The following is a 25,791-nucleotide window of genomic DNA, read 5'->3' on the forward strand; positions in this document are numbered from 1 at the left end:
TGCCAGGGGCAAGGGCCGATTATGGCGACTCGCGGCCCTTGCTGCCGCACAAGGGCTCAGTCCCCGGTCACGCGCCGGTCATGCGCGGCTCACGTGCTGACCATGCGCCGACCGGGCGCGATGGTGGGGGCTGCGGCATTGAGCGTCTCGATCGCATAGCCGGCTGCTGCCTTGTAGCGGGCCATGAAGCCCTCGCGCTCCTCGCGCGGCAGCACCTCGTCGATATGGTCGAAGACGCCGCCGCAGCGCTCGTCCACCAGCCCCAGCAGGCCGAAGGGGCCGGCCCCGCGGTTGCGCAGAACCAGGGCCGAGATGTCCTTGCACAGCCTGTCGTCATAGGCGCGCAGCGCCTGCGGACCCACGCCGTGGTCCAGCAGCTGCGCGCCCAGCACGCGCGCGTCCACGATGGCCTGGCTGGCGCCGTTGGAGCCCACGGGGTACATCACATGCGCCGCATCACCCAGCAAGGCCACGCGGCCGTCCACCCAGGTGGGCACGGGGTCGCGGTCGATCATGGGGTACTCGAAGACATCCGTGGCGCCGCGCAGCATGGCCGGCACGTCCAGCCAGCCGTAGTCCCAGCCCTCGAAGTGGTGGATGAATTCCTCCAGCGCCACGCGCCGGTTCCAGTCGCCTTGCTGCCAGCCGCCGTCGTTGTCCACCGTGATCTCGGCGATCCAGTTGATGGTGGCCAGGCCCGTGACGGGGTCCGGCGGCGTGATGGGGTACAGCACCACGCGATGGCGCAGCGAGCCCACGCCCACGAAGGACGCACCGGTGCGCACCGGCACGCCCGGCGTGGTGCCGCGCCACATGATGGCGCCGCCCCACTGGATGGGCGGCTGCGCGGGGTGCATCTGCGCGCGCACGGCCGAGTGCAGGCCATCGGCCGCCACCAGCAGCGAGCCCTGCACCTCCAGCCGCTGGCCATCGCGGGTGTCGATGAGGGCGGTCACACCCTCGGCATCCTGCCGGTAGCCCACCACGCGCCGGCCCAGTTGCACGGCGTCGTCGCCCAGGCGCTCCCGCACGGCGTTGAACAGCATCATCTGCAACTGCCCGCGGTGCACCGCGTACTGCGGCCAGTGGTAGCCCGCCTGCAGCCCGCGCGGCTCGGCATATACCTCGTTGCCGTTGCGGCCCACCAGCGCCCATTCCCGCGCCTGCAGGCCGATGGTGTCCAGCACATCGTTGCCGAAACCCAGGTCATGCAGTTCCCGCACCGCGTTCGGCTGCAGGTTGATGCCCACGCCCAGCGGCTGCAGCTGCGCCACCGACTCGAACACGATGCAGGGCACGCCGATCTGGTGCAGCGTGAGGGCAGTGGCCATGCCACCGATGCCGCCGCCGGCAATGAGCACGGGGCGGGATGGATTGTTGTGTGAAGCAGCAGCAGACATGCCGGGATTGTCCATGCAATGGCTGCGGGCGGTTGTCCCATCTGCGGCGCGTGCATGGCGCAAACAATGTATGATGACCATCATGCGAAACACAAATTCCAGCGCCCGGGCTTCCGCCAAGGAGGCCACGCATGAGCGCATCGTGTCCGTGGCGGCGCGTGCCATCCGCCGCAGCGGCTATGGCGGCACCGGGGTGGCGGACATCATGAAGGAGGCGGGCCTGACGCACGGCGCCTTCTACGCCCATTTCGCCTCGCGCGATGCCATGCTGGCCGAAGCGGCGGGCAAGGCCTGCGCCGAGTCCTGTGCCGCCGTCGCCGACGTGGTGGCCAAGGCGCCGCCCGGCATGGTGCTGCAGGCCATGCTGGCCGCCTACCTTTCCAAGGAACATGTCCAGCGCGCCGAGGTGGGCTGCCCCCTGGCGGCCCTGGGTTCCGAGACCTCGCGCCAGGCGCCGGAGGTGCGCCGCGTGGCCACGGGCCACATCAAGGAAATGGTCGATCTCATCGCCCGCCAATCGCCGGACTGGGGACAGCCCGGTGCCCATGAGCGCGCGCTCGTCACCTTGTCCACCATGGTCGGCAGCCTGCTGCTGGCTCGGGCGGTGGACGATCCGGCCCTGTCCGACAGCCTTCGCGAAGCAGCACTCAAGCACCTGACGCCGGCCAGCCAGTGATGGCGCATGCCCTGTGCATGTGCCTGGATTTTTTTCGCCATTACATATGATGACCATCATATAAAGGAAAGCCATGAAGGCATTCATTCTGGAAAGCCATGGAGCGAACCGCGCCTTGCAGCTGGCAGACGTACCCGAGCCGCAGCTGCGTGACGACGAAGTCCTGGTCCAGGTCCATGCCGCAGGCGTGAACCAGCTGGACTCCAAGATCAAGGATGGCCAGTTCAAGCTCATCCTGCCCTATCGCCTGCCCCTGATCCTGGGCCACGACGTGGCCGGCGTGGTGGTCAAGGCCGGCCCGCGCGTGCGGCAGTTCAAGCCCGGCGACGAGGTCTATGCACGCACGGACGATTTCCGGATCGGTACGTTCGCGGAGTTCGTGCCGGTCAAGGAGTCGTCGCTGGCGCCAAAACCGAAGGGGCTCACGATGGAAGAGGCCGCCTCCATCCCCCTGGTGGGCCTGACGGCTTGGCAGGCACTGGTGGAGACAGCGAAGCTGTCGAAGGGGCAAAGGGTCTTCATCCAGGCCGGCTCCGGCGGCGTGGGCACGTTCGCCATCCAGCTGGCCAGGCACCTGGGCGCCACTGTGGCCACCACCACGAGCGCGGCCAACTTCGAGCTGGTCAGGAGCCTGGGTGCGGATGTCGTCATCGACTACCGCACGCAGGACTTCGAGGACGTCCTGCACGACTACGACGTGGTGCTCAACAGCCAGGACGGCAAGACGCTTGGCAAATCCCTGCGTGTGCTCAAGGGCGGCGCGAAGCTGGTCTCCATCTCCGGCCCGCCCGATCCCGCGTTTGGCAGAAACATCGCGGCGCCTGCATTCGTGCGGCTGGTGATGCGGCTGCTCAGCTCCGGCATCAGGCGCCGGGCGCGAGGCCGTGGCATTGACTACTCCTTCCTCTTCATGCGGGCCAACGGCGGCCAGCTGCGCGAGATCACCCGCCTCATCGAAGCGGGCGCCATCCGCCCGGTCGTGGACAAGGTCTTCGCATTCGAGTCCACCAACGAGGCCCTTGCCTATGCCGAAGCCGGCCATGCCAAGGGCAAGGTCGTCATCAAGATCCGTTGAATCTGTTTTTCCCCACCCCTGGAGTGCTCCATGAAAATTGAAAACGCTGTTGTTCTCGTCACCGGCGCCAATCGCGGCATCGGCCTGGCTTTCGCGCGCGAGCTGCTCGCCCGTGGCGCCCGCAAGGTCTACGCCGGCGCGCGCGACCCCGCCACGGTCACCCAGCCCGGCGTGCATGCCCTGCAGCTGGACGTGAACCGCCCGCAGGACGTGGCCGCCGCCGCCGCGCAGGCGTCGGACGTCACGCTGGTGATCAACAACGCCGGCATCGCCCAGCCCGGCGGCTTCATGGCGCCCGACAGCGAAGAGGTCGCCAGGCGCATCTTCGAGACCAACTTCTTCGCCGTGCTGCGCATGAGCCAGGCCTTCGCGCCGGTTCTCAAGGCCAACGGCGGCGGGGCCTTGCTCAATGTGCTGTCGGTGGCTTCCTGGGTCAATGGCGGGGAACTGGCCGCCTATTCGGCCAGCAAGTCGGCCGCCTGGTCGCTCACCAACGCCCTGCGCAGCGAGCTTGCAGGGCAGAAGACACAGGTGCTGGGCCTGCACATGGCCTATGTCGACACCGACCTCACGCGCGGGCTTGACGCGCCGAAGTCCAGCCCCGAGGACATCGTCAGCCGCGCGCTGGACGGACTGGAGGCCGGGCTCGATGAAGTGCTGGCCGACGAGCTCACCCAGCAGGTCAAGCGCGGCATGACGGCGGCCCGGCCAAGCTATCTGCCGCAGGGCGCCTGAGATCGGACCGTGCCCGGTTGCCTGCGCTTTTTCGGCAACCGGGCGCGGCGGTCAGTCATGGGTGCCCATCCGCATGGGGTGGCGTGGGTTGGCATGGGCTGGCACGATCGGTCAGCGCCGGCTGGCCTATATTTCCATATTTGTTGAAATATCGTATGATTCGCCCATGGATGAATCTGAAGTCGTCGAATCCCTGGCCGCGCTTGCCCACCCCTTGCGCCTGCGCATCTTCCGCGCGCTCGTCGTGGCCGGGCCCGAGGGGCTGACGCCGGGCGTCATGGCAGAAAGCCTGGGCGCCGCCAACACCACGCTGTCTTTCCATCTCAAGGAGCTGACCCGCTCGGGCCTGGTGACGCAGGAGCGGGCCAGCCGCAACCTGGTGTACCGCGCCGCCTATGAGCGCATGAACGGCCTGCTTGGCTTCCTGACGCAGAACTGCTGTGCAGGTGCGTCATGCGAGGTGGCCGACATGTCCTGCAAGTCCTGCTGACGCTGCTCCCCCGGTTTCCCCGCCCCGAACACTTCCTGCCATGACTTCCGACAAACCCCTGAACGTCCTGTTTCTGTGCACGCACAACTCTGCCCGGAGCATCCTGGCGGAAGGCCTTCTGAATCACCTCGGCGGCCGGCGCTTCAAGGCCTACTCCGCAGGCAGCAGCCCCCGCGACAACCAGCAGCCCCATCCGCTGGCGATTGCGGCGCTGGAGCAGGCGGGCGTGTGCACCGAAGGCCTGCGCAGCAAAAGCTGGGACGAGTTCGGCGCGCCTGATGCGCCCCCTATGGACCTGGTCATCACCGTCTGCGACAGCGCCGCCGGCGAGGCATGCCCCTATTGGCCGGGCCAGCCCGCCACCGCGCACTGGGGCTACGCGGACCCGTCGCGGGCCGAAGGCAGCGACGAAGGCCGGCAGGCCGCATTCCGCCAGACCCTGCTGGCCATGCGGCAGCGCCTGGAGCGGCTCGTCAACCTGCCGCCATCGTCCCTGGCCAGGCACGCGCTGCAGCAGTCTGCCCGCGACCTGGCCCGTGACTGAAGCCTGTCACTGACACCTGCTACCGACACCTGCCACCGACGCCCGCCACCGAAACCGCCGCGGCTCCCGCTGCCGCCTGCACATCCTCGAAGAAAACAGCACATGCTTGCGGCCCTCCTGATCTTTGCAGCCACCCTTGTCCTGGTCATCTGGCAGCCCGCAGGCCTGGGCATCGGCTGGAGCGCGTCGCTCGGCGCCATCGTGGCACTGGCCCTGGGGGTGGTGCACTGGGCCGATGTCGCCGTCGTCTGGGGCATCGTCTGGAACGCAACGGCCACCTTCGTGGCGGTCATCATCATCAGCCTGCTGCTGGACGAAGCCGGGTTCTTCGCTTGGGCTGCACTGCACGTGGCCCGCTGGGGCCGCGCAAGCGGCAGGCGCCTGTTTGCCTTCATCGTGCTGCTGGGCGCCGTGGTGTCTGCGGTCTTTGCCAACGATGGCGCCGCGCTCATCCTGACGCCCATCGTGATGGCCATGCTGGTGGCCCTGGGCTTTTCTGCCGCAAGCACCCTGGCCTTCGTCATGGCGGCAGGGTTCATCGCGGACACGGCCAGCCTGCCGCTGGTGGTGTCCAACCTGGTCAACATCGTCTCGGCGGACTTCTTCGGCATCGGCTTCAACGACTATGCATCGGTCATGGTGCCGGTGAACCTGGTTGCCGTGGCCGCCAGCCTGGGCGTGCTGTTCCTGTTCTTCCGCAAGGATCTGCCCCGCACCTACGCCTTGGAGCGCCTGCAGCAGCCATCGGCCGCCATCCGGGACCTGGCCACCTTCCGCGCAGGCTGGGTCGTGCTGGCGCTGTTGATGCTGGGCTTCTTCGGGCTGGAGCCGCTGGGCGTTCCCGTCAGCGCGGTGGCCGCAGCCTGTGCGCTGCTCTTGCTGGCCGTCGCCGCCCATGGCCGGGTCATCAGCGCAGGCCGGGTCCTGAAGGGCGCGCCTTGGCAGATCGTCGTGTTCTCACTGGGCATGTACCTGGTGGTCTATGGCTTGCGCAACGCTGGGCTGACCGGCGCCCTGGCCAGGGTGCTGGAAGTCTTTGCAGGCGGCGGCGTGTGGGGCGCCGCAATAGGCACCGGCTTTCTGTCGGCGGGCCTGTCTTCCGTGATGAACAACATGCCCACGGTGCTGGTGGGCGCCCTGTCCATCGAGCACTCCGGGGCCACGGGTCTGGTGAAGGAAGCCATGGTCTATGCCAATGTGATCGGCTGTGACCTCGGCCCCAAGATCACGCCCATCGGCAGTCTGGCCACCTTGCTCTGGCTCCATGTGCTGGCCCGCAAGGGCATGACGATTGCCTGGGGCTACTACCTGCGCGTCGGCATCGTCCTGACCCTTCCGGTCCTTGCCATCACGCTTGTCGCGCTTGCCTTGCGGCTGAGTGTGGTCTGAACGCCGGCCGGCCGGCGCGCTGGCGCATCAGCTGCTGCCGTCCTGCGCAGGCATCGGCACATTGGCGCGGCGTTCAAACAGGTGGGCCATGGCCTTTGCCGCCGCCTCGGCCGCTTCAGCGCGGCGCATCTCGGCCGCGTCTTCAAACCCGCAGCCCATGGCCTGGGCCTCGGTGCCGGCGTAGTCGGCCAGCGTCTCGGCGCTGTCGCGGATGCTTTGCAGGGCGCGGGCCACCACGTCCATGTGGCGATGGCCCTTGGGGGTCTCCAGCCAGGCCAGGGCGAGCTGGGCGATGGCGGAGATTTCTGCACAGCCTTGCTGCACTAGATGGTCCACCTGGGTGAGGGCGTTGGACAGTTGCCGCGTGGTGTGGCTGTCCGTGGTGGGGGAGGGCTGGGTGGGGTTCATGCCATGTCCCTCCGCAGTTGGCCGGGCACAAAGGGCTGGCATGAGGGAGGGGCTGCGCCAAAAGACGGCGCGCAGGCGAGAGAAACGGCGTTCATTGTTCCGTGCTCCATTGCGGATCGAATCCACAGGCCATTGCATCTGCATTGACTGATGGATTCGGTGTACCAAGCCTCGCTTTCGGAGAGGCTGTGCCGCTATACGACGGATGTTTTGAAGCATCAGCCCCGGGACAGGGGGCCGGGGCGGATGATAGCGCGGGTGGGGGAGGGGGCGAGACGTTTTTGGGGAGGCAGCTCGTAGTGGTGGAGTTGTCTGCTGCCGGCCCTAAGTCACCATTCGCGCAGTTGGTGTCGATGACAGCGATGCAGCGATTGCTGGCACTCATGCCCGTATCGTCAGCTTTCGATCACGGCCGCAATCAGTCATCCGAGCACCAAGGGTCAACCCAGCCCAGCGACGGAAGTAGCCGACGATGATCCAGGGGACTCCTAGAGGTCCGCTACTGCAGTCCATGAATAGCCACTGCCGGCACAAAGCCGGCGTTCAGCGCATTCCACAGGAGCCGAGGCGACTTCGCAGCTGTGTACCGTCATACTTCACGCAACGCTGAATCATTTGCAAAGTTGCCATGTACACACTCCGCGCATCACGTCCTGAAGATGGTGCCGCCCTGGTTGACCTTTGGCGGCGTTCCGTAGACGCCACCCATCACTTTCTCAGTCCCGATGATCGAAAGGCCATTGATGCCGAAGTGGTTGAGTTTCTACCTCATGCGCCGGTGACTGTTGCTGTCGATGAACATGACCAGCCCCATGGCTTCATGCTGATCGATGGGACGCACATGGAGGCGCTGTTCATCGATCCGGATGTCCGTGGCACCGGCATCGGCCGCCAGTTGTTGCAGCATGGATTGGCGCTGCACGGGGCATTGAGCACAGACGTCAACATGCAGAACTCCCAGGCGGTTGGCTTCTATCAACGGATGGGGTTCGTTGAAACTGGACGTTCGGCGGTGGATTCGCAGGGACGCCCTTATCCTCTTATTCACCTGCGATACCAAGGCTAGCTGGAAGCAGGCCGCTGCGGCTTGGCGAGCCAGCCGCAGCTCGCATGGGGCCTGCCTTGCAGCAGCAATCCCTTACTGTGGACTGCTGCCCCCTTGGTTGACGCTCAGATACACGGTCGGCAACCACCGTTTTGGTACGCTTTGAATTTGATGGATAGACAACCAGATACAGGCATGATTTTGAAATTTAAGCGGCTCACTGAAGTTGATCCTGCTCATATTGTTTCGCTGAACAACAATCCAGATGTGCTACGACAAATGCCGCTTGGAAGTGCGAATTTCGACCTGGCGAAAGCAAATGAATGGGCTCGGAAAAAAGATGCCCAGTGGCAGCAATACGGCTATGGGCCATGGGCGTTTGAAATTGATCAGCAATTTGCCGGCTGGGGCGGCTTGCAGTACGAGGAAGGTGATGCCGACCTCGCTTTGGTGCTTCACCCCAAATTCTGGGGAAGTGGCAAGGCCATCTATCAAGAGATAGTGAAACGTGCATTCACTGGCTTGGGGCTGAACTCCATCACAATTTTGCTGCCACCTTCAAGAACCAGAATAAAAGGAGTTCTCAAGCTGGGATTTCGGCCAGATGGCGTATTGGATATCGAGGGGACCCGTTTTTTGCGCTATCGCCTGCATGCACCCGGCAAACCCGCTTGACCAGATATTTGAGCAGCGCGTCTTGATCCCACGCGGTCATACCTTGGCGAGGAAGGCCGCCGCATCACCCGCTTCACACTTCCAGTCTGCGAAGACCCCAACCAGATTGCATTCCACGCAGTGGCAAGCGATGTAGTACCAGCGCACGTCGTGTGTGCCCTCGTACACGGAGACGCCGGACATCAGTTCGAACGTCTCGTTCTCGCACACGCACTCGTGTGCCTCAGGGGTGGCCTCTTCAACATATTCCGCGCTGTCGCCCATCAGGTGTTCCTGCCCGCAGTCGGTGCAGGTGCGGATGGCCACGCCGGCTTCTTCATCTGTCTGCAGCGCAAAAGTCCGGCACCCGCAATCGCATTTGGACGAGGCAAACCGGACGGCCTCATGGCGATTCGCAACGCTGTAGCTGCGCAGCTCGGCTTGGGTGTCGCCGGAAGTTGTCCCGTACCAGAACTCGCCCTTCTTCGTCAGTGCCATTGATACTGTTCCATTCTTCAAGTTGGGCTTCCCGGCAGACCTGACGCCAAGCTTTCCCGATCTTCTGGATTTTGCCTGAAGGCACGGTGAATCGTCGTCAAGGGGCCGGGCCGAGGTGGTCGCCGACAAGGGCTGCGGAAATCCCTGGATGCCGATTCTTGGAGATTACAGCCAGAGACCATCAAGTTCAGCTGTTGATCGCCGCCGATACTCGATGTTGAAGCTCCTGCGTCAGCTCTCAGCCTGAGACCATTGTTCGGAAACCTGCAGCTGCCGGCTGCTCCGCAGCGGTTGCTGCCGCCCAGGGCCTCCTCGCGAGCTCGCTGCCGGTGCCTCGCGTCAGCAGCCGTGAGCACGCTTGTGCGAAAGGAAGAAGCGCAGCATCTCGGCGCTGGCGTCGATTCCTCCTGGCGTGGTGTAGCTGCCCTCTGAGCTGCCGCCGGACCATGCGTGGCCTGCGCCATGCAGTTGCCAGTGCTCAATGGCGGTACTTCCGTCGGCCGCGACATAGGCAGAGCGGGTGAATCGCTGGCGGTTCGGTGCATGGCCCTGGATGACGCGAGGTGCGCCTTGGGGACTTTGCGCGATGCGTGCAGCATTCACCACGGCCGCGCCGTTGTCGTGGTGCACCGTCGTGTCGGCATCGCCGTGAAACACGATCACTGGACACACGCTGGGACCGCTGGCCGAGCCTGATGCTGCGCCTCTTCGCATCGCCTCGAGGGCTGATGGCAGATTGGACGCAGCACCGGCGGGCAAGCCCGAATGCACACCCACGGCGGCGAACAGTTCAGGATAGGTGCGTCCCAATATGTCCGCCATTGCGCCTCCAGCCGATAGTCCGGCGACATAGACACGCGATGCGTCCGCGCCATGGTCAGCCACCATCTGGCGTGTGAGGCCCGCCAGCAGTGCTGGCTCGCCCCGGCCCCGCTGCTGATGCTGGGCCTTGAACCAGTTCCAGCATTTTTGCGAGTTCGCATGCTGTGTTTGTTCAGGATAGAGCACCAATACACCAGCCCTGCGTGCCTGGTCATTCATGCGCGTGCCGGCGGCGAAGTCTTCCGGCCCTTGGGTGCAACCGTGCAGCATGAGGACGAGCGGCCGAGGCCCCGCTTCAAGTGCACTGCCTGGCGGCACATACAGCCGATAGGCCAGCTGCCGGCCTCCGTGCGAGTAGCTGCCGCGCAGCCATTGCTCGTCGCCGGAGGTGTCTGCCTGCGATGAGCCCGCAGGCACGGCGAGTTCGGGAGCATCGTCGATGAAACGGGCTTCGGCATCGACGATCCAGCCTTCTTCCCTAGGACTGGTTGCGGCGGTCTTGCCGTGGGGCGCGGGCGCGCTTTCGCCTCGCAACGTGCGCTGAATCAGCTCGGTTGCTTGCAGCAAATTGCCAGTGCGCGTCAGGCGTGTAGCCTCGCCCAGCATGTCGTGAAAAAGCTGTTTCATGGAATGGTTCTCAGGTAATGCGGCCGGCCAGAGCGGCACGAACGGCGGGGCTGGCCTGGAGCGCTCCCAGCACCGTGATGGATTCGATGGTTTCTGCGGCCAGCTGCGCAGGCACGTCCTGCGCGATGCTGGCCAAGCCCAGCACCCGGATCTGCAGCTTTTCCCCGGCAGCCTGCACCCGCATGAGATCGGCCTGGGAGAAATGCTGCATACCCAGGACCAGCATCTTGCGGGCGACGACCTGCTGCAACGCGTCCGCGTGGCTGCGCAGGTGATTGCGTATCGCTGTACGGATCAAATCACTGCGGTTTGCGTAGAAGCCTTCGGCGACCAGCAGGTCGATTTGGCCCAGGTCGACGTAGCCCAGATTGATGGTGAGCTTCTCGGATTCGCTCACGCGAGGGGTGGAGGTGGTTGTGGCCATGGAACATCCTTATGCCATCCATATGGATGGTTTGAGGATGGTTTCAAGGCCTGATGTTTCAATTTGGCGCTGCACGTCGTGTGGTGTCCGGTGGACGGGCTCTCCAGCGTGTCCGTTGCCATCATTGCCCTGTCACGTCTGGGCCGTAGGGTGGCCTAGCCGGGCCACCGCGCCCGGCGTTGCTCAGCCATGCGCCAGGAGGCTCCATGCAAGATTTGCAGGCAGGCTCGCCGCACGGCCCTTGCGTTTGGGGCCAGCCCGGCGAACGGTTCAATACCTGGAGTCATCTGGCAGCCCTGCCCGTGGGCCTGGCGGCCAGTGTGGTTCTCATCTGCGAAACGGTGGCCGGCGGCGATGCGCGCAAGATTGTGGGCGCTGTGGTGTTTGGCCTGTCTCTGGCGGCGCTGTTTGGCGCATCGGCCCTCTTTCATGGCTGTACCGGGGTGCGCAAGCGTTTCTGGCAGCGCGTCGACCACGCCTGCATTTACCTGCTGATTGCCGGCAGCCACACGCCCTTTGCCTTGATGGCGCCCCCTGGCTTGTGGGCTTGGCTGCTGCTTGGCGGCGTATGGGGACTCGCATTCCAGGGTGTGATACGTGCACTGGGTTTCGATTCGCCGCCGCGCCTGTCCCTGTACATCAGCCTTGGCTGGCTCAGCTTGGGGGGCGCGGTGCCGGTGGCCTTTGGCCATGGTGCGCAGACCCTGGCCTGGCTGCTCGCCGGCGGACTGCTCTATTCGGCAGGAACGGTGTTCTACCGTCGTCTGGCGAGCATGCGCCACGCGCACGGCATCTGGCATCTGTTCGTGGTTGCCGGCAGCGCCTGCCATACCGTCGCGGTGGCCGGTTTGCTCGCCTGACCGCCTGCCATTCATGGCTTCGACACCCCGCTGGCCGTTTTCTCGCACATTCAACAGCGGAAAGATCAAGGGGATGCCTGCATCAGCGGGTTAACAAGCACTTTGTGTGGGCAGCCATCCTCGATCCGCTTTGGCCGCAATGGCCGGTTCCGGCAGTCGCTGACATTCGCTTTGGAACGGCGAACGACCGTCCCCAGCCTGAAGCAGCCAACCCAAGCGGGCGTCGCAAACAGCCGCTCCTGGCCGAACCAGCCCCCGATCACCCCATCCCAAAATCCACCCACCCCATCCCCACCCCCCGATTCACATGCCGCTGCCCACCCACCACCAACTCCGAATCCAGCGTGGCCAAAGCAACAGAGATCCAGGAGCCCTCTGCGTAATGCGCGCTGTGCCACGTCAGCGATGAGCCGCATTGCTGGCAAAAGCAGCGCGTGATGCCGGGCGATGAGGCAAAGGAGCGCAATTGCTCCTGGCCCTGAGTGAAGACAAGGTCCTTGACCGGCACGCTGCCGTAGGTGGCGAATGCGGCGCCGTGGGCCTTCTGGCAGATGCGGCAGTGGCAGTGCGACACGGCCTTGGGGCTGGACCGCAGTTCATAGGCGATGGCGCCGCACAGGCAGCTGCCGGTCAGGGCAAGAGGGGGGCTATCCGGGGCGTTGCTCATGGTCAGTCGGGCGCAAAAAAGGCGCATGCAATTGTGCATGCGCCCCAATGCCGCGACAGGGACGCGCGGCAACCCCAGGAGTCATCCGTTTCGTCAGTCGCCGATGACCTGCAGCCCGCTGCCGTCCCCATGCGCCTGCAGGCACATTCTTCCGAGGTCGTTGAGAAAGCGCAGCACGGGCATCTCTCCCACGCAGGCGGGGATGGCGGCCATGATGTCGTTGTGCAGTTCCAGCAGCTGGTCGGAGGCCACGAACATGGCGGCGGATTCGCCGTAGTAGTGCCGCCAGAAGTCCTGCAGCAGGCCGTGGCGGGCCTTGCCTACGACCAGGGGATAGCCGTTTTCCCAGACCTGTGCGTCCATGGAAAGGCTGGCCAGGCCAGGGTCAACAGGCCGCGCGCTGGCGGGGATCAACAGTACACGTCGCATGTCCATGCTCATTTGCGTCTTCCAGGTGCGCCAGTGGACTCGGGCAACCCGGTCCGGGAGGAGGGTGAGAGGGTTCGCACCGCAGGCGGCAAGAACCGGTTCCCACTTTATTCACGTGTGCACAACAAGAAAATTACAGCTGATTACATGCGGCGAGCGATGCGCCGTGTGCCTGCCGTTCTCCGTTCCAGTTCGCCGTTCAGGTGCTGCGCGCCCCGCCTTCGATCTCGAACGGAAAGTCCCCGAAGCGCAGGCTGCCGCGCCGCCGCTCCACCAGGGCGGGCGAGGCAGCGCATTCGGGCAGGGCGCTGAGGATCTGGTGCTTGGCGCGGAAGATCTGGATGTTCACGTACGAGGGCTCCACGCCCAGCATGCGTGAGAGTGCATCCAGTTCTATCCAGCCCTGGCTTGCGGGGGCCAGGCCTTTTTCTGCGTCCTGCTGGCGCACGCGGGCCAGGGTGACCAGGGTGTAGTGGTGTATGCGTTCGCCCAGCGCAATGGGCTTGCCGTCGCTCATGACGGTCAGGCTGGCGTGCTCTTCGTTCTGGCTGACGGTGAAGCGAAAGGACACCTCCGGCGGCTTGGGCGCACGCGGGTCGAAGCTGCTTTCCCGCGTGGATTCCAGGTCGTCGCATTGCACGAATTCCCAGCTGCCTGCGGAGGTGTGGACCATGGCACCGTCCACCAGGGGCTCGGTGCCGTCGCCGGACTCCTGCAGCCAGCGGCCGTCCTCGAAGAAGACGTTGGCTTCGGGCTCCTGCGCGTCGGGCAGCAGGGTGCCGCGCGGGTTCAGGGCCAGGGGTCCGTCCTGGGGCAGTCCCGGGCCGGGGCTCAGGCAGGTGATGGGAGGTCCCAGGTCTTCCACGGTCCAGGCCGCTTCTGCGCCTTCGCCCATGCTGAGCTTGGCGCCCACCGCCAAAACGGTCCAGCGGCCGGCGACCAGGCGCACGCCGTTGAGCATGGTGCCGTTGCGGCTCTGGTCCACGATTTCCCAGGTCTGCCGGTTCCAGCGGAACAGTGCGTGGACCTGGGAGACGTCGGGCGCCTTCATGACGGTCTGGCAGACCGAGGGGTGGCGGCCGAAGGTATGCAGGGGCCGCAGCACGACGATGCGGCCGTCGAGTTGGTTACGAAAGAGGGCCATCGCCTCGAATTCTCCTTGGGGCTTGTGTGAACAGGGGGTGGGCTGGGGGCGCATTGGCCCGGAGCCGGCAGCCTGTTGCCAAGCTGAGAGAGTACATGCCCGCTGCGCGTTTCAGTTTGTCAAACGTACAGAGCCTGCGGATTCAGTTCGGATTCCTGCAGCGGCCGGCTGCGCCAGCCCAGGGCCACGGGTACGTTGCGCAGCCGTGGATTGCCCAGTTCCGGCCAGATATGGCACAGGCCGGGAATCACGACTTTGACGGTGTGCACAGGGATGTCGGGGCGCGAGTGGTCGTAGACGATGGTTTCCAGGCCCAGGCCGCGTGCGATGTCCACGCAGCGCGCAATGACCTGGGCAATGTCCGGCGGCGTGGTGTCCGGCGTGTGCCCAGACAGTGGCGCAGGCTGTTGCGGCGGCGCATCGGCGCTGTCCGCAGGGTGCAGGAAGGCCTGCAGTGGCTCGGGCACGGCAAAGCTTTTGCCGGCCGCGATCAGCTGGCTGATTTCGGTGAGGGCGCGTTCGCAGGCCAGTGCGCGGTCCAGGCTGCAGCCAAAGCCCACGGCCCATTGGCCGGTGTCAGCGTGGCGGCCCACGGAGACGACCACGGGTATGCCGAAGTCATGCGTGATGTCCAGCAGCCAGTACGACCATTGCGGGCCGCAACTGCGGTCCAGGCGCTGGCGCGTGGCCTGGTCGATGCCTTGCAGCGCAATGGCGGGCCTGCGGATCTGGCCGTACCACCAGATGGCGGCGGCGTCGCGTTCCACCAGTTCCATGAAGCCTTGGAGGATGGCCTCTTCCCGCGTGTTGCCTGCGGCGCAGCCGTTGGAGGTCCAGCCCACGTGGTGCAGGCTTTGCGCGGGCGCATGGGCCAGGCAGAAGGCCAGCGGCAGGTAGCGGCGCGCATCGGCAGTCAGGGACCAGGCGGGAGCCCACCACAGGGGTTCGCCCTGGCCGGCGCTGGCGGGCACGGCATGCGGCGGCTTGTCGGTGGCAAAGCCGGCGGTTTGCCGCTCGCTGAAGCGGGCCAGTTCCGTGGGCGCGATGCAGGGCGCGTCCAGCTCGGCGGCGGGGGCGACGATTACGGCTTCGTCGCCCTGGTGGAAGGCGGCGTAGCGTTCCACCGCTTCGCACATGGCGCTGGCGCGGGCCTGCATGGCCGACAGGCCCTTGCCCAGACACAGCTGTGTTCCTGAGCCGGCCAGGCTGGTGCTGCCGGGGGCCGGTGTTCTGAAGATTTCGCTGCGGTAGACGGTGAGTGCTTCGTCGGTCTCGGCCGTCAGCGGCGTGACCCGGGCAATCACGCCGGTCAGCGGGCTGACGTGCTGCGACAGGCGCTGCACCGTGGTCTCGGCCGGCACGCTGCGCCAGCCGCCATCGGCGCGCGCGGCATGCGTGCCGGGAACTGGCGCAATGCGTTCACGCTGGCGCAGGGCCATCAGCCCTGGCGTGCCGCAGTGCGGGCATTGCGGGCGGGCGGCCACCGGGTGGGGCTGGTCAGGCTCCAGCGTCCACACGGTTTGCGCCGCATCGGTGTGCGCCAGCAGGCGCTGCACCGTGGGCAGCAGGGCCTGCAGCCGCGTGGCGATGAGGTCGGCGCCGGCGCGCACGGGCGGGCAGCGGTCGCTGTCCTGAGGCTGGCCGTGCTTGCCGCCGCGTGCGGGATGGTTGCGTTGCCAGCGGTGTGCGAGGCAATGCCAGCAGGCCGCTGCCTGGGGTTTGAAAAGCGGTCCCGCCATGGCCTGCTCGCCTGTTGGCCGCACCAGCAGCCAGGGCCGGCCTGCGGCACGCTGGTTGGCGTCAATGGCGCCCAGGCGCGGGTCCAGATAGTCGTCGCAGAAAACGATGGTGAGCGGGGCGGGGGTGGGGGCGGGGGCGGGGGCGGGTGCCTGCGTGGCCACGGCCCCGGCAACGGCCGCAGCCCAGCGGCAGGCAGCTGTGCTGTCCAGCGCTGCAGTCAGCATGACGATGTCGATCTGCTCCGATGCCTGCAGGCGCACGGGCGGGGCCGAGAAATCCGGTTGCAGATAACCGTGGCCGTTCACGTCGCTGTGATGCACCGGCTGGACCAGGCCCTGGCGCAGCAGGGCGCCCAGGGCGTGCAGCATCTGTGCAAGCGGCGCATCGGGCGCTGCGGCGCAGTGCTGCATGAGGCTGTTGCCGGCCTGCAGCGGGGCGTTCAGCGCCAGCACGGCGGCGGAGCCCAGGGCCAGGGTGTCGCGTTCGCTGGCCAGCAAAAGGCGGTCGCCCTGCTGCACGGGCGGCAGGAATTTCTCGTGCCAGCGAAAGGCGTGGGCGAACAGGTCCGGGGCCGTGGGCTCAGGCAAGAGACGGTGCTCCGAGTTCAAGGCGGACGACGGCATAGGGGTGCTGGCCGGTGGTGGCGTGGAAGGCGGTCTCGAACAGCTGGTGCTGCTGCGAGAAGCGGGCATACAGGTGCTCTTGCAGGCTGATGCGGATGGCGGGGTGGATGCGCTCTATCTGCGCGCCGTCCGCAAAGCCCGAGACGACGGGCAGGCGCATTCCGCCCACCTGCATGGGCAGCCGCGCAAGGGCCGGGTGCACATGGTCGAGCACGACGGTGCACGGCGGGCTGCCCGGCGCGGCAAAGCGCTGGGCCAGCTGCTGCAGCATGGCCTCCAGCGCAGCCTGGGGAAGATAGGGGCAGACGCCTTCCAGCAGCACCAGAACGGGCTGGTTGCCGGGCAGGGCGGCGGTGTCCAGCCACGAGGTGTCGAGGATGGAGCAGGCGAGGTTGGCTTCAGTGCCTGCAATGTATTGCGCGCGCAGGGCGATGGCGTCGGGCAGGTCCACGTTCAGCCAGCGTGCGGTGCCGGCCTCGGGGGCCAGGCGGTTGCGCCGCGTGCACAGGCCTGCACCCAGCGCAATGCACAGGCCGGACGGATGGGCGGTCAGAAATTCGGTGGTGAGCCGGTCGAACAGCTGCGAGCGCAGCACCACGCTGCGTACAAAGGCGGGGTCGGCCGCATGGGCCTCGCTGGCCTGGGGCAGGGCGGCGGCAATGCGGCGCGCCTCGGGGTCGGAAAAAGGCGGCAGGTCCGGCAGTTCCGTGGAAGCTGCCGGACCTGCCGCCCGGGCACGTGCCGCCAGCGTCAGCAGCAAGGTGGCCGTGGCCCCTTGCAGCTGCGCCGGTGCCGTATCAGCAGGTGAAGGGGTAGGCGTCACCGGTGTTGTTGTAGGAGGTGAGGGCGATGGCCCACAGGTCCTGCTCGGCGGGTGCCACCGGGTAGTTCAGCACGATGCCGTTCTTGATGGCCGTGCCGTCTGCGCGCTGCAGGTTCCATTCGCCGCGTGCCGCATCCCAGGTGAAGGCCTGCTCGGTCTCGAAACGCACCTGGAAGTTGAACGGGTTGTTGTAGCCCAGCCATTGGCTCAGCACGGGGGCCTTGTCCTTGCCGTCGTCACGCGTCAGCTCTGCGTGGAACTCAGGAGACTGCCAGGCCAGGGCGATGGCGCGCAGCACCACGCCGCCAAAGGCCAGCAGCGAGTCCGGGCCGCCGCCGGGGATGCCCAGGCCCGTGGGCAGGGCGGCCCTGAGCGTGCCGTTGCTCGGTTCCTCGAACGAGGTGCTGACGCCCATGAAGTTGGGGAACAGCTGGTAGTAGGCGGCCAGCGCCTCGGAGGCGTGGGTCTGGGGCGCCTGGGGCAGGACGATGACGAATTCGTCGTCAGGACCGATCCAGCCGGCCGTGAGCACGGGCTTCCATTCGGCGCGCTGGGTGGGGTCGTCGCTCAGGCGCAGCGACACATCGACCTGGGGCCACTGGGTCGGCAGGCTGAAGTCGCGGTGCAGCATGGGCTGGATGTCGCGCTGCCCCAGCAGATCACGGCGGTAGGCGTCATCCTGCCAGGAGCGGGCGATGGCCCGCAGGTAGGCAAGGCGGAATGCGAGCAACGGTTCAGTATTCTGCAGCTGGGTGGTCATGTGACTTCATCCTCGGTTCAAGAAAAATGCGCCTGGCCGGGCCGGGGCCCGGACAGGTGCACGGACAGTTCAGGCCGCAGCGCGGCCAGCTCACTCAGGCGCGCGGCCACGTCCGGCCTGGCGGGTGCCAGGGCCTGCGACAGGGCCAGCGCCTCGGTTTCGGTGCGGTACTTGCCGGCGGTGCGCGCAGTCCCTGCCGCCTGGGCCAGGCTGTCCTGCACGGCTGCGTGGTCGGCGCCCATGGCCAGCAGGAAGCGGGCCTTCTTCAGGTGCAGCTCGCTGCTGTGCAGCCGTTCGTCCAGCACGTCGGCCAGGCGCAGGCATTCGTCGATCTTGTCCAGGGCTTCGGTCCAGCGCCCGCTGGCCGCCAGCATTTCGGCGACGAAGGAGCGGTAGTAGGTCTGGCAGTAGCGGCAGCCCATGTCCCAGAGCAACTGCGCCGTGCCGCTGGCGCGTTCAATGCCCTCGGCGCTGGCGCTGCCTGCGCTGTCACCCAGCGCCCAGCAGCGGATGATGTCCGCATAGCCCGAGAACGCGGGCAGGCCGTAGCGGGCCGTGATGTCCAGCAGCTCGCCCGTGGTGGCCAAGGCGCTTTCCTTGTCGCCACGTGCCTGGTGGACCAGGGCCTGGTAGAGCAGGGCCATGCTCAGGGAGGGGATGTGCGAGACCTCGTGCGCCAGGCGCACGGCGTCGTTCGCATCGGCCAGCGCGGCCTGGTCGAAGCCGGCGAACCAGCGCACCAGGGCGCGCCCGCAGGTGGCCCAGACGCGCGTGTCGAAGCCGAACTCGGCCGCATGGTGGGCATGGGCCACGGGGTCGTAGCGGGTGATGGCGTCGGTCAGCGCTTCTTCGGCCTGCTCGAATCGGCCGTCGGAGTAGTGGGCCAGGCCCAGGTAGGTCTGGGCGGCCACCAGCACGCCCGTGTCCTGCTGGCGCACGGCCTGCTCCAGCAGGCGGTGGCTGAGCTGGCGCACTTCCTCGCGGTTGCTGGCCACGTGGTGGTAGGTGATCAGCATCCACAGGTGCTGCACCTGCTTGTAGTCGGCCACCGCGTTGGCGCCGGGGCCGGCCAGCAGCTCCTGCGACAGCGCGATGCTTTCCACCACCTGGGCATGGGCCCAGCCGTGCTTGTTCATCAGCGCCTGGGTCACGTAGCTGTTGACGTCCAGCCGCGCCTCGCGCTGGGCCACGCCCTGGAGCTGGTGCAGCCAGTCGTCGATGTGGCGCGCGTAGGCAATGGTTTCATCGTTGAGCGAGCGCAGCTGCGTGATGCGCAACTGCCGCACCGCAAGCGCCACGGCCTGGGCATGGTCGCCCGCGTCTGCCCAGTGCTGGGCCACGCCTGCGGGTTCTGCGGCAACGCGCTGGGGCTGGTGCTGCATCAGGGCCAGGGCCACGTCGCGGTGCAGCAGCCGGCGCTGCGATGCCAGCATGCATTCGTAGGCCGTGTCGCGGATCAGCGCGTGGCGGAACATGAAGGCGCCGGCGCCCGCACGTTCATCGGCAATGACCAGGCCGGCCTGGCCCAGCTGCGCCAGTTCCTGCTCGACCTCGCCTTGCGGGCGTTCCACGCAGGCGCACAGCAGGCCGAAGTCGAAGTGCCGGCCCATGGTGGCGGCCAGTTGCAGCAGCGGCTTGAGCGGGCCGATGCGGTCAAAGCGGCTGACCAGCGAGTCGCGCAGGGTCAGCGGAATGGCGGCCGGCAGCCCGGCATGGCGAAAGTCCCAGACGCCGTCCTGCTCCACCAGGTGGGCATCCAGCAGCATGCGCGCCATTTCCTGGATGAACAGCGGCACGCCGTCGGTGCGCTCCACCACGTGGCGGATCACGGCGGGGCTGAGCCTGCGCGGCGCCAGCGTCTGGCGGGCCAGCTCGGTGGCCTGCGCGTCTTCCAGGCGCCGCACGTCCACGCACTCGGCCTGCAGCCCTTCGGGCGGCTGCCACTGCGGCCGCGCCGTGAGCACCAGCAGCACGCGCCGCCCGGGCAGGCGCGCTACCAGTTGCTCCAGCAGTTCGATGCTGGTGGGGTCGGCCCAGTGCACGTCCTCGACGACCAGCAGCAAGGGCTCGGCTTCGGACATGTGCAGCAGCCATTGCGCGGTGGACTGCAGCAGCAGCGCCCTTTGCATGACGGCCGAGATGCGGCTGGGCTCGCAGTCGCCCAGGGGCAGCGAGAGCCAGGCGCACAGAATGGGCAGGGCGGCCTCGGCATCGCAGCCTGCGGCGCGCAGGGCTTCGCGCATCTGCTCGCGGTGGTCCTGCGGGGGATCGGCCGCCTCCAGCCGCTGCCGTATCAGGCCCAGGAAAGGGGTCAGCGCGGTGTTGCGGTGCTCGGGCTGGCATTGCAGCACCACGGTGTTCGCGCCCTGTGTCCTGGCGTGGACGAGCAGCATGTCGGCCAGGCAGGATTTGCCGATGCCCGGCTCGCCGCGAATCCACAGCGCATTGCCCCCGGCTTCGCGGGCCCGCGCCCATGCGTCGTTCAGGCGCTGCAGTTCGGGTTCGCGGCCTATGCACTGCAAGGCCGCGTCGGACACAGGCCCTGGCAGTGGCTCGGCCGGCTGTTCCAGCTCCAGGCGATAGGTCTGCATGCCCGTGGGCTGGCCGGGCAGGCGCAGGCTGCCGGCTTTCTCGAAGCGCGCATGGCGGGCCAGCAGGCGATGGCTGCTTTCGCTGGCCAGCAGGGTGCCCGCATCGGCGATGGCCTCCAGCCGCATGGCCACGTTGACGGCATGGCCCGAGGGTGCTTCGCCGCCGACCACCACGGCCATGCCGGTGTGCAGGCCCATGCGGATTCCGAGGTGCAGTCCGTGGACCTGCTCGATGGCGGCCGCGCGGCTGCGGCTGAGCGTCAGCAGCTCCTGCGCCGTCATGCCGGCCTGGCGGGCATCGGTGTCGCTGGTGTGCGGGTAGCCGAAGAGCACCAGCATGCGGTCGCCCAGCGTGCCCGCCAGCATGCCTCCGCGCCGGGTGGCAACGTCGGAGAACAGCGTGAGTTCCTCGCGCTGCAGCAGTTCGATGTCTTCGATGTTCAGCCCCTGCGAGGGCTGGCCTGCGGTGCGTGCCGCGCTGTCCATGCCGTGGGTGTCGCTGCCCGGCCACAGGGAGACGCTGCAGCACAGCACGGTGAGCTGGCGCACTTCGGAGAACACGCGTGTGGTGGCCACGGTGCGTGTCAGGTCCGCCTGCTGCACCTGGGCGGCGGCGGGCAACTGGCCCACCAGATCGTCCAGCCGCACGCGCATGAGGTCCCTGAGCAGGGCCGCCGCCGAGTCGCTACGCTCCGCGGGCCGCTTCTTGAGCGCCTTGCGCAGCAAGGTGGCGATGGGGTGGGTGGAGATGGCCGGCGGCAGCTGCACTTCCTGCGGGCTGAGCTGGCGGTGCACGATCTCGGCCACCGAGGCGCCCTGCACGGCGGGCGCGCCCGTCAGGCATTCGAGGAACATCAGTCCCCAGGCATACAGGTCGGTGCGGGCGCTGGGCGGCTCGCCGCGCAGCTGCTCGGGCGCGCTGTAGGCCGGCGTGCCCAGGCACTCGTCGCCCATGGTGAGCTGCGAGACCTGCGGGCCGGCAAACTGCGGAATGACGGTGCCGATGCCGAAGTCCAGCACCATGGCGTGCCGCACGGCGCCCGTGGAGGTGACCATCACGTTGTCGGGCTTGAGGTCGCGGTGCACGATGCCGGCGGCATGCGCGCAGTCCAGCGCATCGAGCACCTCGGCCATGAGGCGGCCGGCCTCGGCGGCAGTCAGCACGCCCTGGCGGCGGATCAGGCTTTTGAGGGTTTCACCCGGCACATATTCGAAGACGCCGTAGACGCAGTCGCCTTGCTCGCCCTTGTCCAGCAACTGGACGATGTGCGGATGGTGCAGGGACGCGCACAGCATGGTCTCGCGGTGGAAGCGCTCCACCTGGCGGCCGCCTTCCTGCAGCCTGACGACCTTGATGGCCACCGATGCACCCGTGCGCCGGTGGCGCGCGCGGTATACGGTGCCGTAGCCACCCGATCCCAAGGTTTCCAGCAGTTCGTAATCGGGTATTTCCAGGGGGGCTGGCGCCACCGGGGTCACCGCAGCTTGCGTGGGGTTGGTGATGGCATCGTGCATTTCAGCCTCGGTTGGGGGTCCTCCTGGAGGGTATCCAGTCGTCCATTTGTCATACGGCAGACCGTGCTTTTGATACCGTTCGTTACTATAGCGTACGTCCGAATGCAATTGACTGTTTTTGCCTACGTGCTTGCCTATGGTTGCCGTCGCCGTGGCGTCCGGCGCTCAGTCCAGTTGCAGCAGTGCGCTGACGGCGGTCTGCAGCGTGTCCACCAGCTCCGGGTCCATGTAGCGGTACTCGTCAGGGATATCGAGCACATGCACGCGCTTTTGCGCCAGCAGCCGGCCGAAATCGGCCTTGAGGCGGGACTGGTGCCTTTCCTCCATCACGAGAATCACGTCGGCCCAGGCCACATCGTCGGCCGACACGCGGTGGCGGGCGCCCGCACTGGCGCCGCCCGAGCGCACCTGCAAGGCAGGGTGCCTGCGCCAGACCTGCTCTGCCGTGGGACTGCGCCACTGGTTGCGGCTGCAGACGAAGAGGACCTTGAGGCGGTTGTCATTGCGGGGCATGTTGGAAAGAGGCGTTGGTCTTTGAATGCAAGTGCTCTCAGGCCCAGCTGGCCGCATTGCGCAGCCGTATGCCGCTGGCATGCAGCGAGCTGTCCCAAACGCCGCGCAGCGGCTGCAGCGAATCGACGATGCGCAGCTCGGTGCCGCATTCCGCTAGCGCTTGCGGCAGATCGACCAGCAGGTCCCGGCGCAGGGGCTGCACGGCCTGCCGGCTGACGTACATGCCGGCGTCCTCCAGGCTTTCGAACGTATCGGCTGGCAGCTCGTACCGGTGGATCCGGGCTGCTTGCAGGCGCGCGGCCCAGGCGGTCTCCACATAGGCCACGGCCAGCGCTCCATCGGGCAGGGCGTTCAGCCATTGCGACCGGTCTTCGCTGGTGCTGTGCTCGTGCGGCCATATGACGATGCGCGGGCATTCGCGCGGAAACAGGTACAGCCGCTGATGCGTCTGGGCGATGGCCCACACCAGGGGGCCGTTGAGCCACTCCTGCCCCTGGCGGCGGGGTGCCGCCTTCAGGACCGGGCGGGGCTGGAATTGCCGGATATCTTCGTCTTCGCTGAAGTGAAAAAGCTGCATGGCGCGCAGTGTAGGGCGCCGCGGTTTGCAGGTGCTGCGCCATCGCCTATGATGCGCGGCACCTGTGAATAATCACAGCTACTTGCAACCCACGGAAAGGTCCACGCACCATGAACGGTCATTGTCTTTGCGGCGCAGTCAGCTTTGTCTCTCCCCAGGCCCGGGAAATCGGGGCCTGCCACTGTGGATACTGCCGGCGCTGGGGCGGTGGCCCCATGCTCGCGGTGCATTGCGGGCCCGATGTGAAGTTCGAGGGCGGCGAGCACATCGGCACCTATGCCTCCTCCGAATGGGCCGAGCGCGCCTTCTGCAGGCAATGCGGCACGCACCTGTACTACCGGCTGCACGCCACGGGCGAGTACTTCGTGCCGGCCGGCGCCTTCGAGTCGCAGGACTTCGAGCTGGCCACGCAGATCTACATCGACAAGAAGCCCGGCTACTACGACTTCGCCAACCAGACGCCGACCATGACCGAGGCCGAGGTCATCGCCCAATACGCGCCCCCGCAGGAATGAGGCACAGCCCCATGCCCCTGCACGATGACTCCAGCGGCCTGGCAATGGAGCCTGCCGCACGGCCTGGCGATCCGCTCGACCGGGTCGATACACCCAGCCTGGCGCTGGACCTGACGGCCTTCGACGCCAACCTGCGCACCATGCAGGACTGGGCCGACCGCCACGGCGTGGCGCTGCGCCCGCATGCCAAGGCGCACAAGTGCCCGCAGATCGCGCTGCGCCAGCTGGCGCTGGGCGCGCGCGGCATCTGCTGCCAGAAGGTGAGCGAGGCCGTGCCCTTTGTGGCGGCCGGCGTGCGCGACATCCTGATCAGCAACGAGGTGGTGGGACCCGCCAAGCACGCGCTGCTGGCCCGGCTGGCGCGCACGGCGCGCATGGCCGTGTGCGTGGACAACGCGGCCAACCTGGTGCAGTTGTCCGAGGCCATGTCGCAGGCGGGCGTGGAGATCGACGTGCTGGTGGAGGTGGACGTGGGCCAGGGCCGCTGCGGCGTCACGGGTGCCGAGGCCGTGCTGGCCCTGGCGCGGCAGGCGCACGACCTGCCGGGCGTGAATTTCGCGGGCCTGCAGGCCTACCACGGCGCGGTGCAGCACCGGCGCAGCCGCGAAGAGCGTGCGCAGGTCTGCCGGGAGGCGGCGCGCCAGGCGGCGGCATGCGCGCAACTGCTGCGCGACAACGGCATGGCCTGCCGCACCATCACGGGCGGCGGCACGGGCAGCGTGGAGTTCGACGCGGCCAGCGGCGTCTACACCGAGCTGCAGCCGGGCTCCTATGCCTTCATGGATGGCGACTACGGCGCCAACGAGTGGGACGGGGCGCTGGCCTTTCGCAGTAGCCTGTTCCTGCTGTCCACGGTGATGAGCACGCCCGCGCCGGACCGCGTCATCCTGGACGTGGGACTGAAGTCCACCTCGGCCGAATGCGGGCCGCCTGCCGTGTACGGCACGCCGGGCCTGCGCTGCGTGGCCATCAACGACGAGCACAGCGTGGTGCGCGTGGAGCCGGGCGCCCAGGCGCCGGCGCTGGGCAGCGTGCTGCAGCTGCTGCCCTCGCACGTGGACCCGACATTCAACCTGCACGACGAGCTGGTGGTGCTGCACGACGGCGTGGTGCACGCGCTGTGGCCGATTGCGGCGCGCGGGCTGTCGCGCTGACGACGGCATGAAAGAAGCCGCCGGCCTTGCGGCGCGGCGGCTTTTTTTGCGTCTGCGGCCTGCTGTGGCCTGTGGCTTACAGCTCGATCTTGGCGCGGCGGATCACGTCGCCAAAGCGCTTGTTCTCTTCGACGATGAAGGCCTTGAACTCTTCGGGCGTGGGAAAGTAGTTCTCGTAGCCGAAGGTCTGGAACTTGGGCTGGATGTCGGGTTCGCGCAGGACTTTCATGGTGTCCTGGCGGATCTTCTCGACCACGGCGGGCGGCGTGGACTTGGAGACGGCAAAGGCATTCCAGCCGGTCACCACGGCATCGGCCGGGCCGCCCGATTCGGCCACGGTGGGCACATCCTCGTAGCCCTTGAGGCGGTGGGGTGCCAGCACGGCCAGGAAGCGCAGCTTGCCCGAACGCATCAGCGGGCCGGCCGTGCCCGAGGAGCCCAGCGCAAAGGCCAGCTCGCCCGTGGCCACGCTGGTGTACAGCTGGCTGGTTTCCTTGTAGATGACGTGTTCCATCTTGGTGCCCGTCAGCGACTCCAGCAGGGCCGAGCCCAGGTGCACCGGATTGCCCACGGACCACGAGCCGTAGTTCAGCTTGCCGGGGCGCGCCTTGGCGTCGGCAATCAGGTCGGCCACGGTCTTGTAGGGGCTGTTGACCGGCACGCAGACGAAGAAGAAGGTGCGAAACAGCGGCAGGACGACTTCGAAGTCCTTGTCGATGTTGTAGGGCAGCTTCTTGAACAGGTGGGGATAGGCGGCCAGGTGGACGTTGTCCAGCTGGATGATGTCCGTGCCGTCGGTGGCGCCGCGCTTGAAGGCCTCGATGGCGATGAAGCCGTTGCCGCCGGGGCGGTTTTCCACGATGACGGGCTGGTTCCACAAGCGCGCCAGCTTGTCGGCCACCAGGCGCGAAGTGCCGTCCGGCCCGCCGCCCACGGGGAACGGATTGATGATGCGCACCTGCTTGGTGGGCCAGTTGGCGGCGGCACCCGATTGGGCACGCGCAGGCGCCAGCGCGCCCAGGGCCAGGGCGCCAAGGGCGAGGCCCGCCTGGCGGCGATTGATGCTGAAGGCGCTGTCTTTCATGGTTTGTCT

26 protein-coding genes are annotated in these 25,791 nt (G+C 67.0%); 11 read left to right on the forward strand and 15 right to left on the reverse strand.

What is annotated here, in order from left to right; all coding sequences use genetic code 11:
- Positions 1-89 precede the first annotated feature (89 nt).
- Positions 90-1,400, reverse strand: coding sequence for a flavin-dependent oxidoreductase (locus tag IB269_RS05725; RefSeq protein WP_192366614.1), 1,311 nt, complete (start codon positions 1,398-1,400; stop codon positions 90-92).
- 70 nt (positions 1,401-1,470) lie between these two features.
- Here IB269_RS05725 and IB269_RS05730 point away from each other — a divergent pair, with 70 nt between their 5' ends.
- From IB269_RS05730 to IB269_RS05755, 6 genes are all read left to right on the forward strand, one after another.
- Entirely contained in the window at positions 1,471-2,076 is a 606-nt protein-coding gene (locus IB269_RS05730; RefSeq protein ID WP_192366615.1) for a TetR/AcrR family transcriptional regulator, read from the forward strand.
- Between the two features lie 73 nt (positions 2,077-2,149).
- Positions 2,150-3,151, forward strand: a complete 1,002-nt coding sequence (locus IB269_RS05735; RefSeq protein ID WP_192366616.1) for an NADP-dependent oxidoreductase — start codon at positions 2,150-2,152, stop codon at positions 3,149-3,151.
- A gap of 30 nt (positions 3,152-3,181) precedes the next feature.
- Positions 3,182-3,886, forward strand: a complete 705-nt coding sequence (locus IB269_RS05740) for an SDR family oxidoreductase (protein ID WP_046989091.1) — start codon at positions 3,182-3,184, stop codon at positions 3,884-3,886.
- A gap of 166 nt (positions 3,887-4,052) precedes the next feature.
- Positions 4,053-4,376, forward strand: coding sequence for an ArsR/SmtB family transcription factor (locus tag IB269_RS05745; RefSeq protein ID WP_013801883.1), 324 nt, complete (start codon positions 4,053-4,055; stop codon positions 4,374-4,376).
- 40 nt (positions 4,377-4,416) lie between these two features.
- Positions 4,417-4,920, forward strand: a complete 504-nt coding sequence (locus tag IB269_RS05750; RefSeq protein ID WP_192366617.1) for an arsenate reductase ArsC — start codon at positions 4,417-4,419, stop codon at positions 4,918-4,920.
- A 102-nt stretch (positions 4,921-5,022) separates the two neighbouring features.
- Positions 5,023-6,309, forward strand: coding sequence for an arsenic transporter (locus IB269_RS05755; protein WP_192366618.1), 1,287 nt, complete (start codon positions 5,023-5,025; stop codon positions 6,307-6,309).
- A gap of 27 nt (positions 6,310-6,336) precedes the next feature.
- Here the strand turns inward: IB269_RS05755 and IB269_RS05760 are convergent, their stop codons facing one another.
- Positions 6,337-6,717 (reverse strand): hypothetical protein, encoded by a 381-nt coding sequence (locus IB269_RS05760; RefSeq protein WP_192366619.1) that lies wholly within the window; start codon positions 6,715-6,717, stop codon positions 6,337-6,339.
- A 628-nt stretch (positions 6,718-7,345) separates the two neighbouring features.
- Between IB269_RS05760 and IB269_RS05765 the strand changes: the two genes are divergently transcribed.
- Both IB269_RS05765 and IB269_RS05770 read left to right on the forward strand, forming a co-directional pair.
- Positions 7,346-7,783 (forward strand): acetyltransferase, encoded by a 438-nt coding sequence (locus IB269_RS05765; RefSeq protein WP_192366620.1) that lies wholly within the window; start codon positions 7,346-7,348, stop codon positions 7,781-7,783.
- 174 nt (positions 7,784-7,957) lie between these two features.
- Positions 7,958-8,437: a GNAT family N-acetyltransferase gene (locus IB269_RS05770; RefSeq protein WP_192366621.1), complete on the forward strand. Its 480-nt coding sequence runs from the start codon at positions 7,958-7,960 to the stop codon at positions 8,435-8,437.
- 36 nt (positions 8,438-8,473) lie between these two features.
- Here IB269_RS05770 and IB269_RS05775 read toward each other — a convergent pair whose 3' ends face one another.
- The 3 genes from IB269_RS05775 to IB269_RS05785 all read right to left on the reverse strand — a co-directional run bounded on the left by IB269_RS05775 (position 8,474) and on the right by IB269_RS05785 (position 10,787).
- Complete coding sequence (locus IB269_RS05775) at positions 8,474-8,914, reverse strand: hypothetical protein (RefSeq protein ID WP_192366622.1); 441 nt, start codon at positions 8,912-8,914, stop codon at positions 8,474-8,476.
- A gap of 339 nt (positions 8,915-9,253) precedes the next feature.
- Positions 9,254-10,363: an alpha/beta hydrolase family esterase gene (locus IB269_RS05780; protein ID WP_192366623.1), complete on the reverse strand. Its 1,110-nt coding sequence runs from the start codon at positions 10,361-10,363 to the stop codon at positions 9,254-9,256.
- Positions 10,364-10,373: 10 nt separating this feature from the next.
- Positions 10,374-10,787 carry a CopG family transcriptional regulator gene (locus IB269_RS05785; protein WP_192366624.1) on the reverse strand — a complete coding sequence of 138 codons (414 nt, stop codon included), beginning with the start codon at positions 10,785-10,787 and terminating at the stop codon, positions 10,374-10,376.
- A gap of 206 nt (positions 10,788-10,993) precedes the next feature.
- Here IB269_RS05785 and trhA point away from each other — a divergent pair, with 206 nt between their 5' ends.
- On the forward strand, positions 10,994-11,647 hold the full coding sequence (trhA, locus tag IB269_RS05790; protein ID WP_192366625.1) for a PAQR family membrane homeostasis protein TrhA: 654 nt from the start codon (positions 10,994-10,996) through the stop codon (positions 11,645-11,647).
- 259 nt (positions 11,648-11,906) lie between these two features.
- Here trhA and IB269_RS05795 read toward each other — a convergent pair whose 3' ends face one another.
- The 9 genes from IB269_RS05795 to IB269_RS05835 form a co-directional block, all read right to left on the reverse strand.
- Positions 11,907-12,314 (reverse strand): GFA family protein, encoded by a 408-nt coding sequence (locus IB269_RS05795; RefSeq protein WP_192366626.1) that lies wholly within the window; start codon positions 12,312-12,314, stop codon positions 11,907-11,909.
- Between the two features lie 93 nt (positions 12,315-12,407).
- The gene (locus IB269_RS05800; RefSeq protein WP_223275358.1) at positions 12,408-12,743 is read right to left on the reverse strand and encodes a hypothetical protein; all 336 of its coding nucleotides are present in this window, start codon (positions 12,741-12,743) and stop codon (positions 12,408-12,410) included.
- 199 nt (positions 12,744-12,942) lie between these two features.
- On the reverse strand, positions 12,943-13,887 hold the full coding sequence (locus IB269_RS05805; RefSeq protein ID WP_192366627.1) for an FHA domain-containing protein: 945 nt from the start codon (positions 13,885-13,887) through the stop codon (positions 12,943-12,945).
- A 119-nt stretch (positions 13,888-14,006) separates the two neighbouring features.
- Positions 14,007-16,250, reverse strand: a complete 2,244-nt coding sequence (locus IB269_RS05810; RefSeq protein WP_192366628.1) for a TOMM precursor leader peptide-binding protein — start codon at positions 16,248-16,250, stop codon at positions 14,007-14,009.
- Complete coding sequence (locus IB269_RS05815) at positions 16,207-17,073, reverse strand: class I SAM-dependent methyltransferase (RefSeq protein WP_318652141.1); 867 nt, start codon at positions 17,071-17,073, stop codon at positions 16,207-16,209. Before IB269_RS05815 ends, IB269_RS05810 begins: the two co-directional genes overlap by 44 nt.
- On the reverse strand, positions 17,048-17,833 hold the full coding sequence (locus tag IB269_RS05820; protein ID WP_013801906.1) for a BMA_0021/BMA_0022 family TOMM bacteriocin: 786 nt from the start codon (positions 17,831-17,833) through the stop codon (positions 17,048-17,050). Before IB269_RS05820 ends, IB269_RS05815 begins: the two co-directional genes overlap by 26 nt.
- Before the next feature lie 17 nt (positions 17,834-17,850).
- Positions 17,851-21,939 (reverse strand): TOMM system kinase/cyclase fusion protein, encoded by a 4,089-nt coding sequence (locus IB269_RS05825; protein WP_192366629.1) that lies wholly within the window; start codon positions 21,937-21,939, stop codon positions 17,851-17,853.
- Between the two features lie 165 nt (positions 21,940-22,104).
- On the reverse strand, positions 22,105-22,452 hold the full coding sequence (locus IB269_RS05830; protein ID WP_192366630.1) for a low molecular weight protein tyrosine phosphatase family protein: 348 nt from the start codon (positions 22,450-22,452) through the stop codon (positions 22,105-22,107).
- A 37-nt stretch (positions 22,453-22,489) separates the two neighbouring features.
- Positions 22,490-23,029 (reverse strand): DUF6886 family protein, encoded by a 540-nt coding sequence (locus IB269_RS05835; protein WP_192366631.1) that lies wholly within the window; start codon positions 23,027-23,029, stop codon positions 22,490-22,492.
- Between the two features lie 110 nt (positions 23,030-23,139).
- On the opposite strand from IB269_RS05835, the gene IB269_RS05840 reads away from it, so the two are divergent.
- Positions 23,140-23,544, forward strand: a complete 405-nt coding sequence (locus IB269_RS05840) for a GFA family protein (RefSeq protein WP_013801910.1) — start codon at positions 23,140-23,142, stop codon at positions 23,542-23,544.
- An 11-nt stretch (positions 23,545-23,555) separates the two neighbouring features.
- Complete coding sequence (locus tag IB269_RS05845; protein WP_192366632.1) at positions 23,556-24,698, forward strand: DSD1 family PLP-dependent enzyme; 1,143 nt, start codon at positions 23,556-23,558, stop codon at positions 24,696-24,698.
- Positions 24,699-24,774: 76 nt separating this feature from the next.
- Here the strand turns inward: IB269_RS05845 and IB269_RS05850 are convergent, their stop codons facing one another.
- Positions 24,775-25,782, reverse strand: a complete 1,008-nt coding sequence (locus IB269_RS05850) for a Bug family tripartite tricarboxylate transporter substrate binding protein (protein ID WP_013801912.1) — start codon at positions 25,780-25,782, stop codon at positions 24,775-24,777.
- Between the last annotated feature and the right edge of the window lie 9 nt (positions 25,783-25,791).

Origin of the sequence: Delftia sp. DLF01 (assembly GCF_014852125.1) — a bacterium.
GTDB classification, from domain to species: domain Bacteria; phylum Pseudomonadota; class Gammaproteobacteria; order Burkholderiales; family Burkholderiaceae_C; genus Comamonas; species Comamonas acidovorans.

What these genes read in the sequence shown, in the direction of transcription:
- IB269_RS05725 (WP_192366614.1), bottom strand. Translation starts at nt 1,400, where the DNA reads ATGTCTGCTGCTGCTTCACACAACAATCCATCCCGCCCCGTGCTCATT.
- IB269_RS05730 (WP_192366615.1), top strand. Translation starts at nt 1,471, where the DNA reads ATGATGACCATCATGCGAAACACAAATTCCAGCGCCCGGGCTTCCGCC.
- IB269_RS05735 (WP_192366616.1), top strand. Translation starts at nt 2,150, where the DNA reads ATGAAGGCATTCATTCTGGAAAGCCATGGAGCGAACCGCGCCTTGCAG.
- IB269_RS05740 (WP_046989091.1), top strand. Translation starts at nt 3,182, where the DNA reads ATGAAAATTGAAAACGCTGTTGTTCTCGTCACCGGCGCCAATCGCGGC.
- IB269_RS05745 (WP_013801883.1), top strand. Translation starts at nt 4,053, where the DNA reads ATGGATGAATCTGAAGTCGTCGAATCCCTGGCCGCGCTTGCCCACCCC.
- IB269_RS05750 (WP_192366617.1), top strand. Translation starts at nt 4,417, where the DNA reads ATGACTTCCGACAAACCCCTGAACGTCCTGTTTCTGTGCACGCACAAC.
- IB269_RS05755 (WP_192366618.1), top strand. Translation starts at nt 5,023, where the DNA reads ATGCTTGCGGCCCTCCTGATCTTTGCAGCCACCCTTGTCCTGGTCATC.
- IB269_RS05760 (WP_192366619.1), bottom strand. Translation starts at nt 6,717, where the DNA reads ATGAACCCCACCCAGCCCTCCCCCACCACGGACAGCCACACCACGCGG.
- IB269_RS05765 (WP_192366620.1), top strand. Translation starts at nt 7,346, where the DNA reads ATGTACACACTCCGCGCATCACGTCCTGAAGATGGTGCCGCCCTGGTT.
- IB269_RS05770 (WP_192366621.1), top strand. Translation starts at nt 7,958, where the DNA reads ATGATTTTGAAATTTAAGCGGCTCACTGAAGTTGATCCTGCTCATATT.
- IB269_RS05775 (WP_192366622.1), bottom strand. Translation starts at nt 8,914, where the DNA reads ATGGCACTGACGAAGAAGGGCGAGTTCTGGTACGGGACAACTTCCGGC.
- IB269_RS05780 (WP_192366623.1), bottom strand. Translation starts at nt 10,363, where the DNA reads ATGAAACAGCTTTTTCACGACATGCTGGGCGAGGCTACACGCCTGACG.
- IB269_RS05785 (WP_192366624.1), bottom strand. Translation starts at nt 10,787, where the DNA reads ATGGCCACAACCACCTCCACCCCTCGCGTGAGCGAATCCGAGAAGCTC.
- trhA (WP_192366625.1), top strand. Translation starts at nt 10,994, where the DNA reads ATGCAAGATTTGCAGGCAGGCTCGCCGCACGGCCCTTGCGTTTGGGGC.
- IB269_RS05795 (WP_192366626.1), bottom strand. Translation starts at nt 12,314, where the DNA reads ATGAGCAACGCCCCGGATAGCCCCCCTCTTGCCCTGACCGGCAGCTGC.
- IB269_RS05800 (WP_223275358.1), bottom strand. Translation starts at nt 12,743, where the DNA reads ATGCGACGTGTACTGTTGATCCCCGCCAGCGCGCGGCCTGTTGACCCT.
- IB269_RS05805 (WP_192366627.1), bottom strand. Translation starts at nt 13,887, where the DNA reads ATGGCCCTCTTTCGTAACCAACTCGACGGCCGCATCGTCGTGCTGCGG.
- IB269_RS05810 (WP_192366628.1), bottom strand. Translation starts at nt 16,250, where the DNA reads ATGCCGTCGTCCGCCTTGAACTCGGAGCACCGTCTCTTGCCTGAGCCC.
- IB269_RS05820 (WP_013801906.1), bottom strand. Translation starts at nt 17,833, where the DNA reads ATGACCACCCAGCTGCAGAATACTGAACCGTTGCTCGCATTCCGCCTT.
- IB269_RS05825 (WP_192366629.1), bottom strand. Translation starts at nt 21,939, where the DNA reads ATGCACGATGCCATCACCAACCCCACGCAAGCTGCGGTGACCCCGGTG.
- IB269_RS05830 (WP_192366630.1), bottom strand. Translation starts at nt 22,452, where the DNA reads ATGCCCCGCAATGACAACCGCCTCAAGGTCCTCTTCGTCTGCAGCCGC.
- IB269_RS05835 (WP_192366631.1), bottom strand. Translation starts at nt 23,029, where the DNA reads ATGCAGCTTTTTCACTTCAGCGAAGACGAAGATATCCGGCAATTCCAG.
- IB269_RS05840 (WP_013801910.1), top strand. Translation starts at nt 23,140, where the DNA reads ATGAACGGTCATTGTCTTTGCGGCGCAGTCAGCTTTGTCTCTCCCCAG.
- IB269_RS05845 (WP_192366632.1), top strand. Translation starts at nt 23,556, where the DNA reads ATGCCCCTGCACGATGACTCCAGCGGCCTGGCAATGGAGCCTGCCGCA.
- IB269_RS05850 (WP_013801912.1), bottom strand. Translation starts at nt 25,782, where the DNA reads ATGAAAGACAGCGCCTTCAGCATCAATCGCCGCCAGGCGGGCCTCGCC.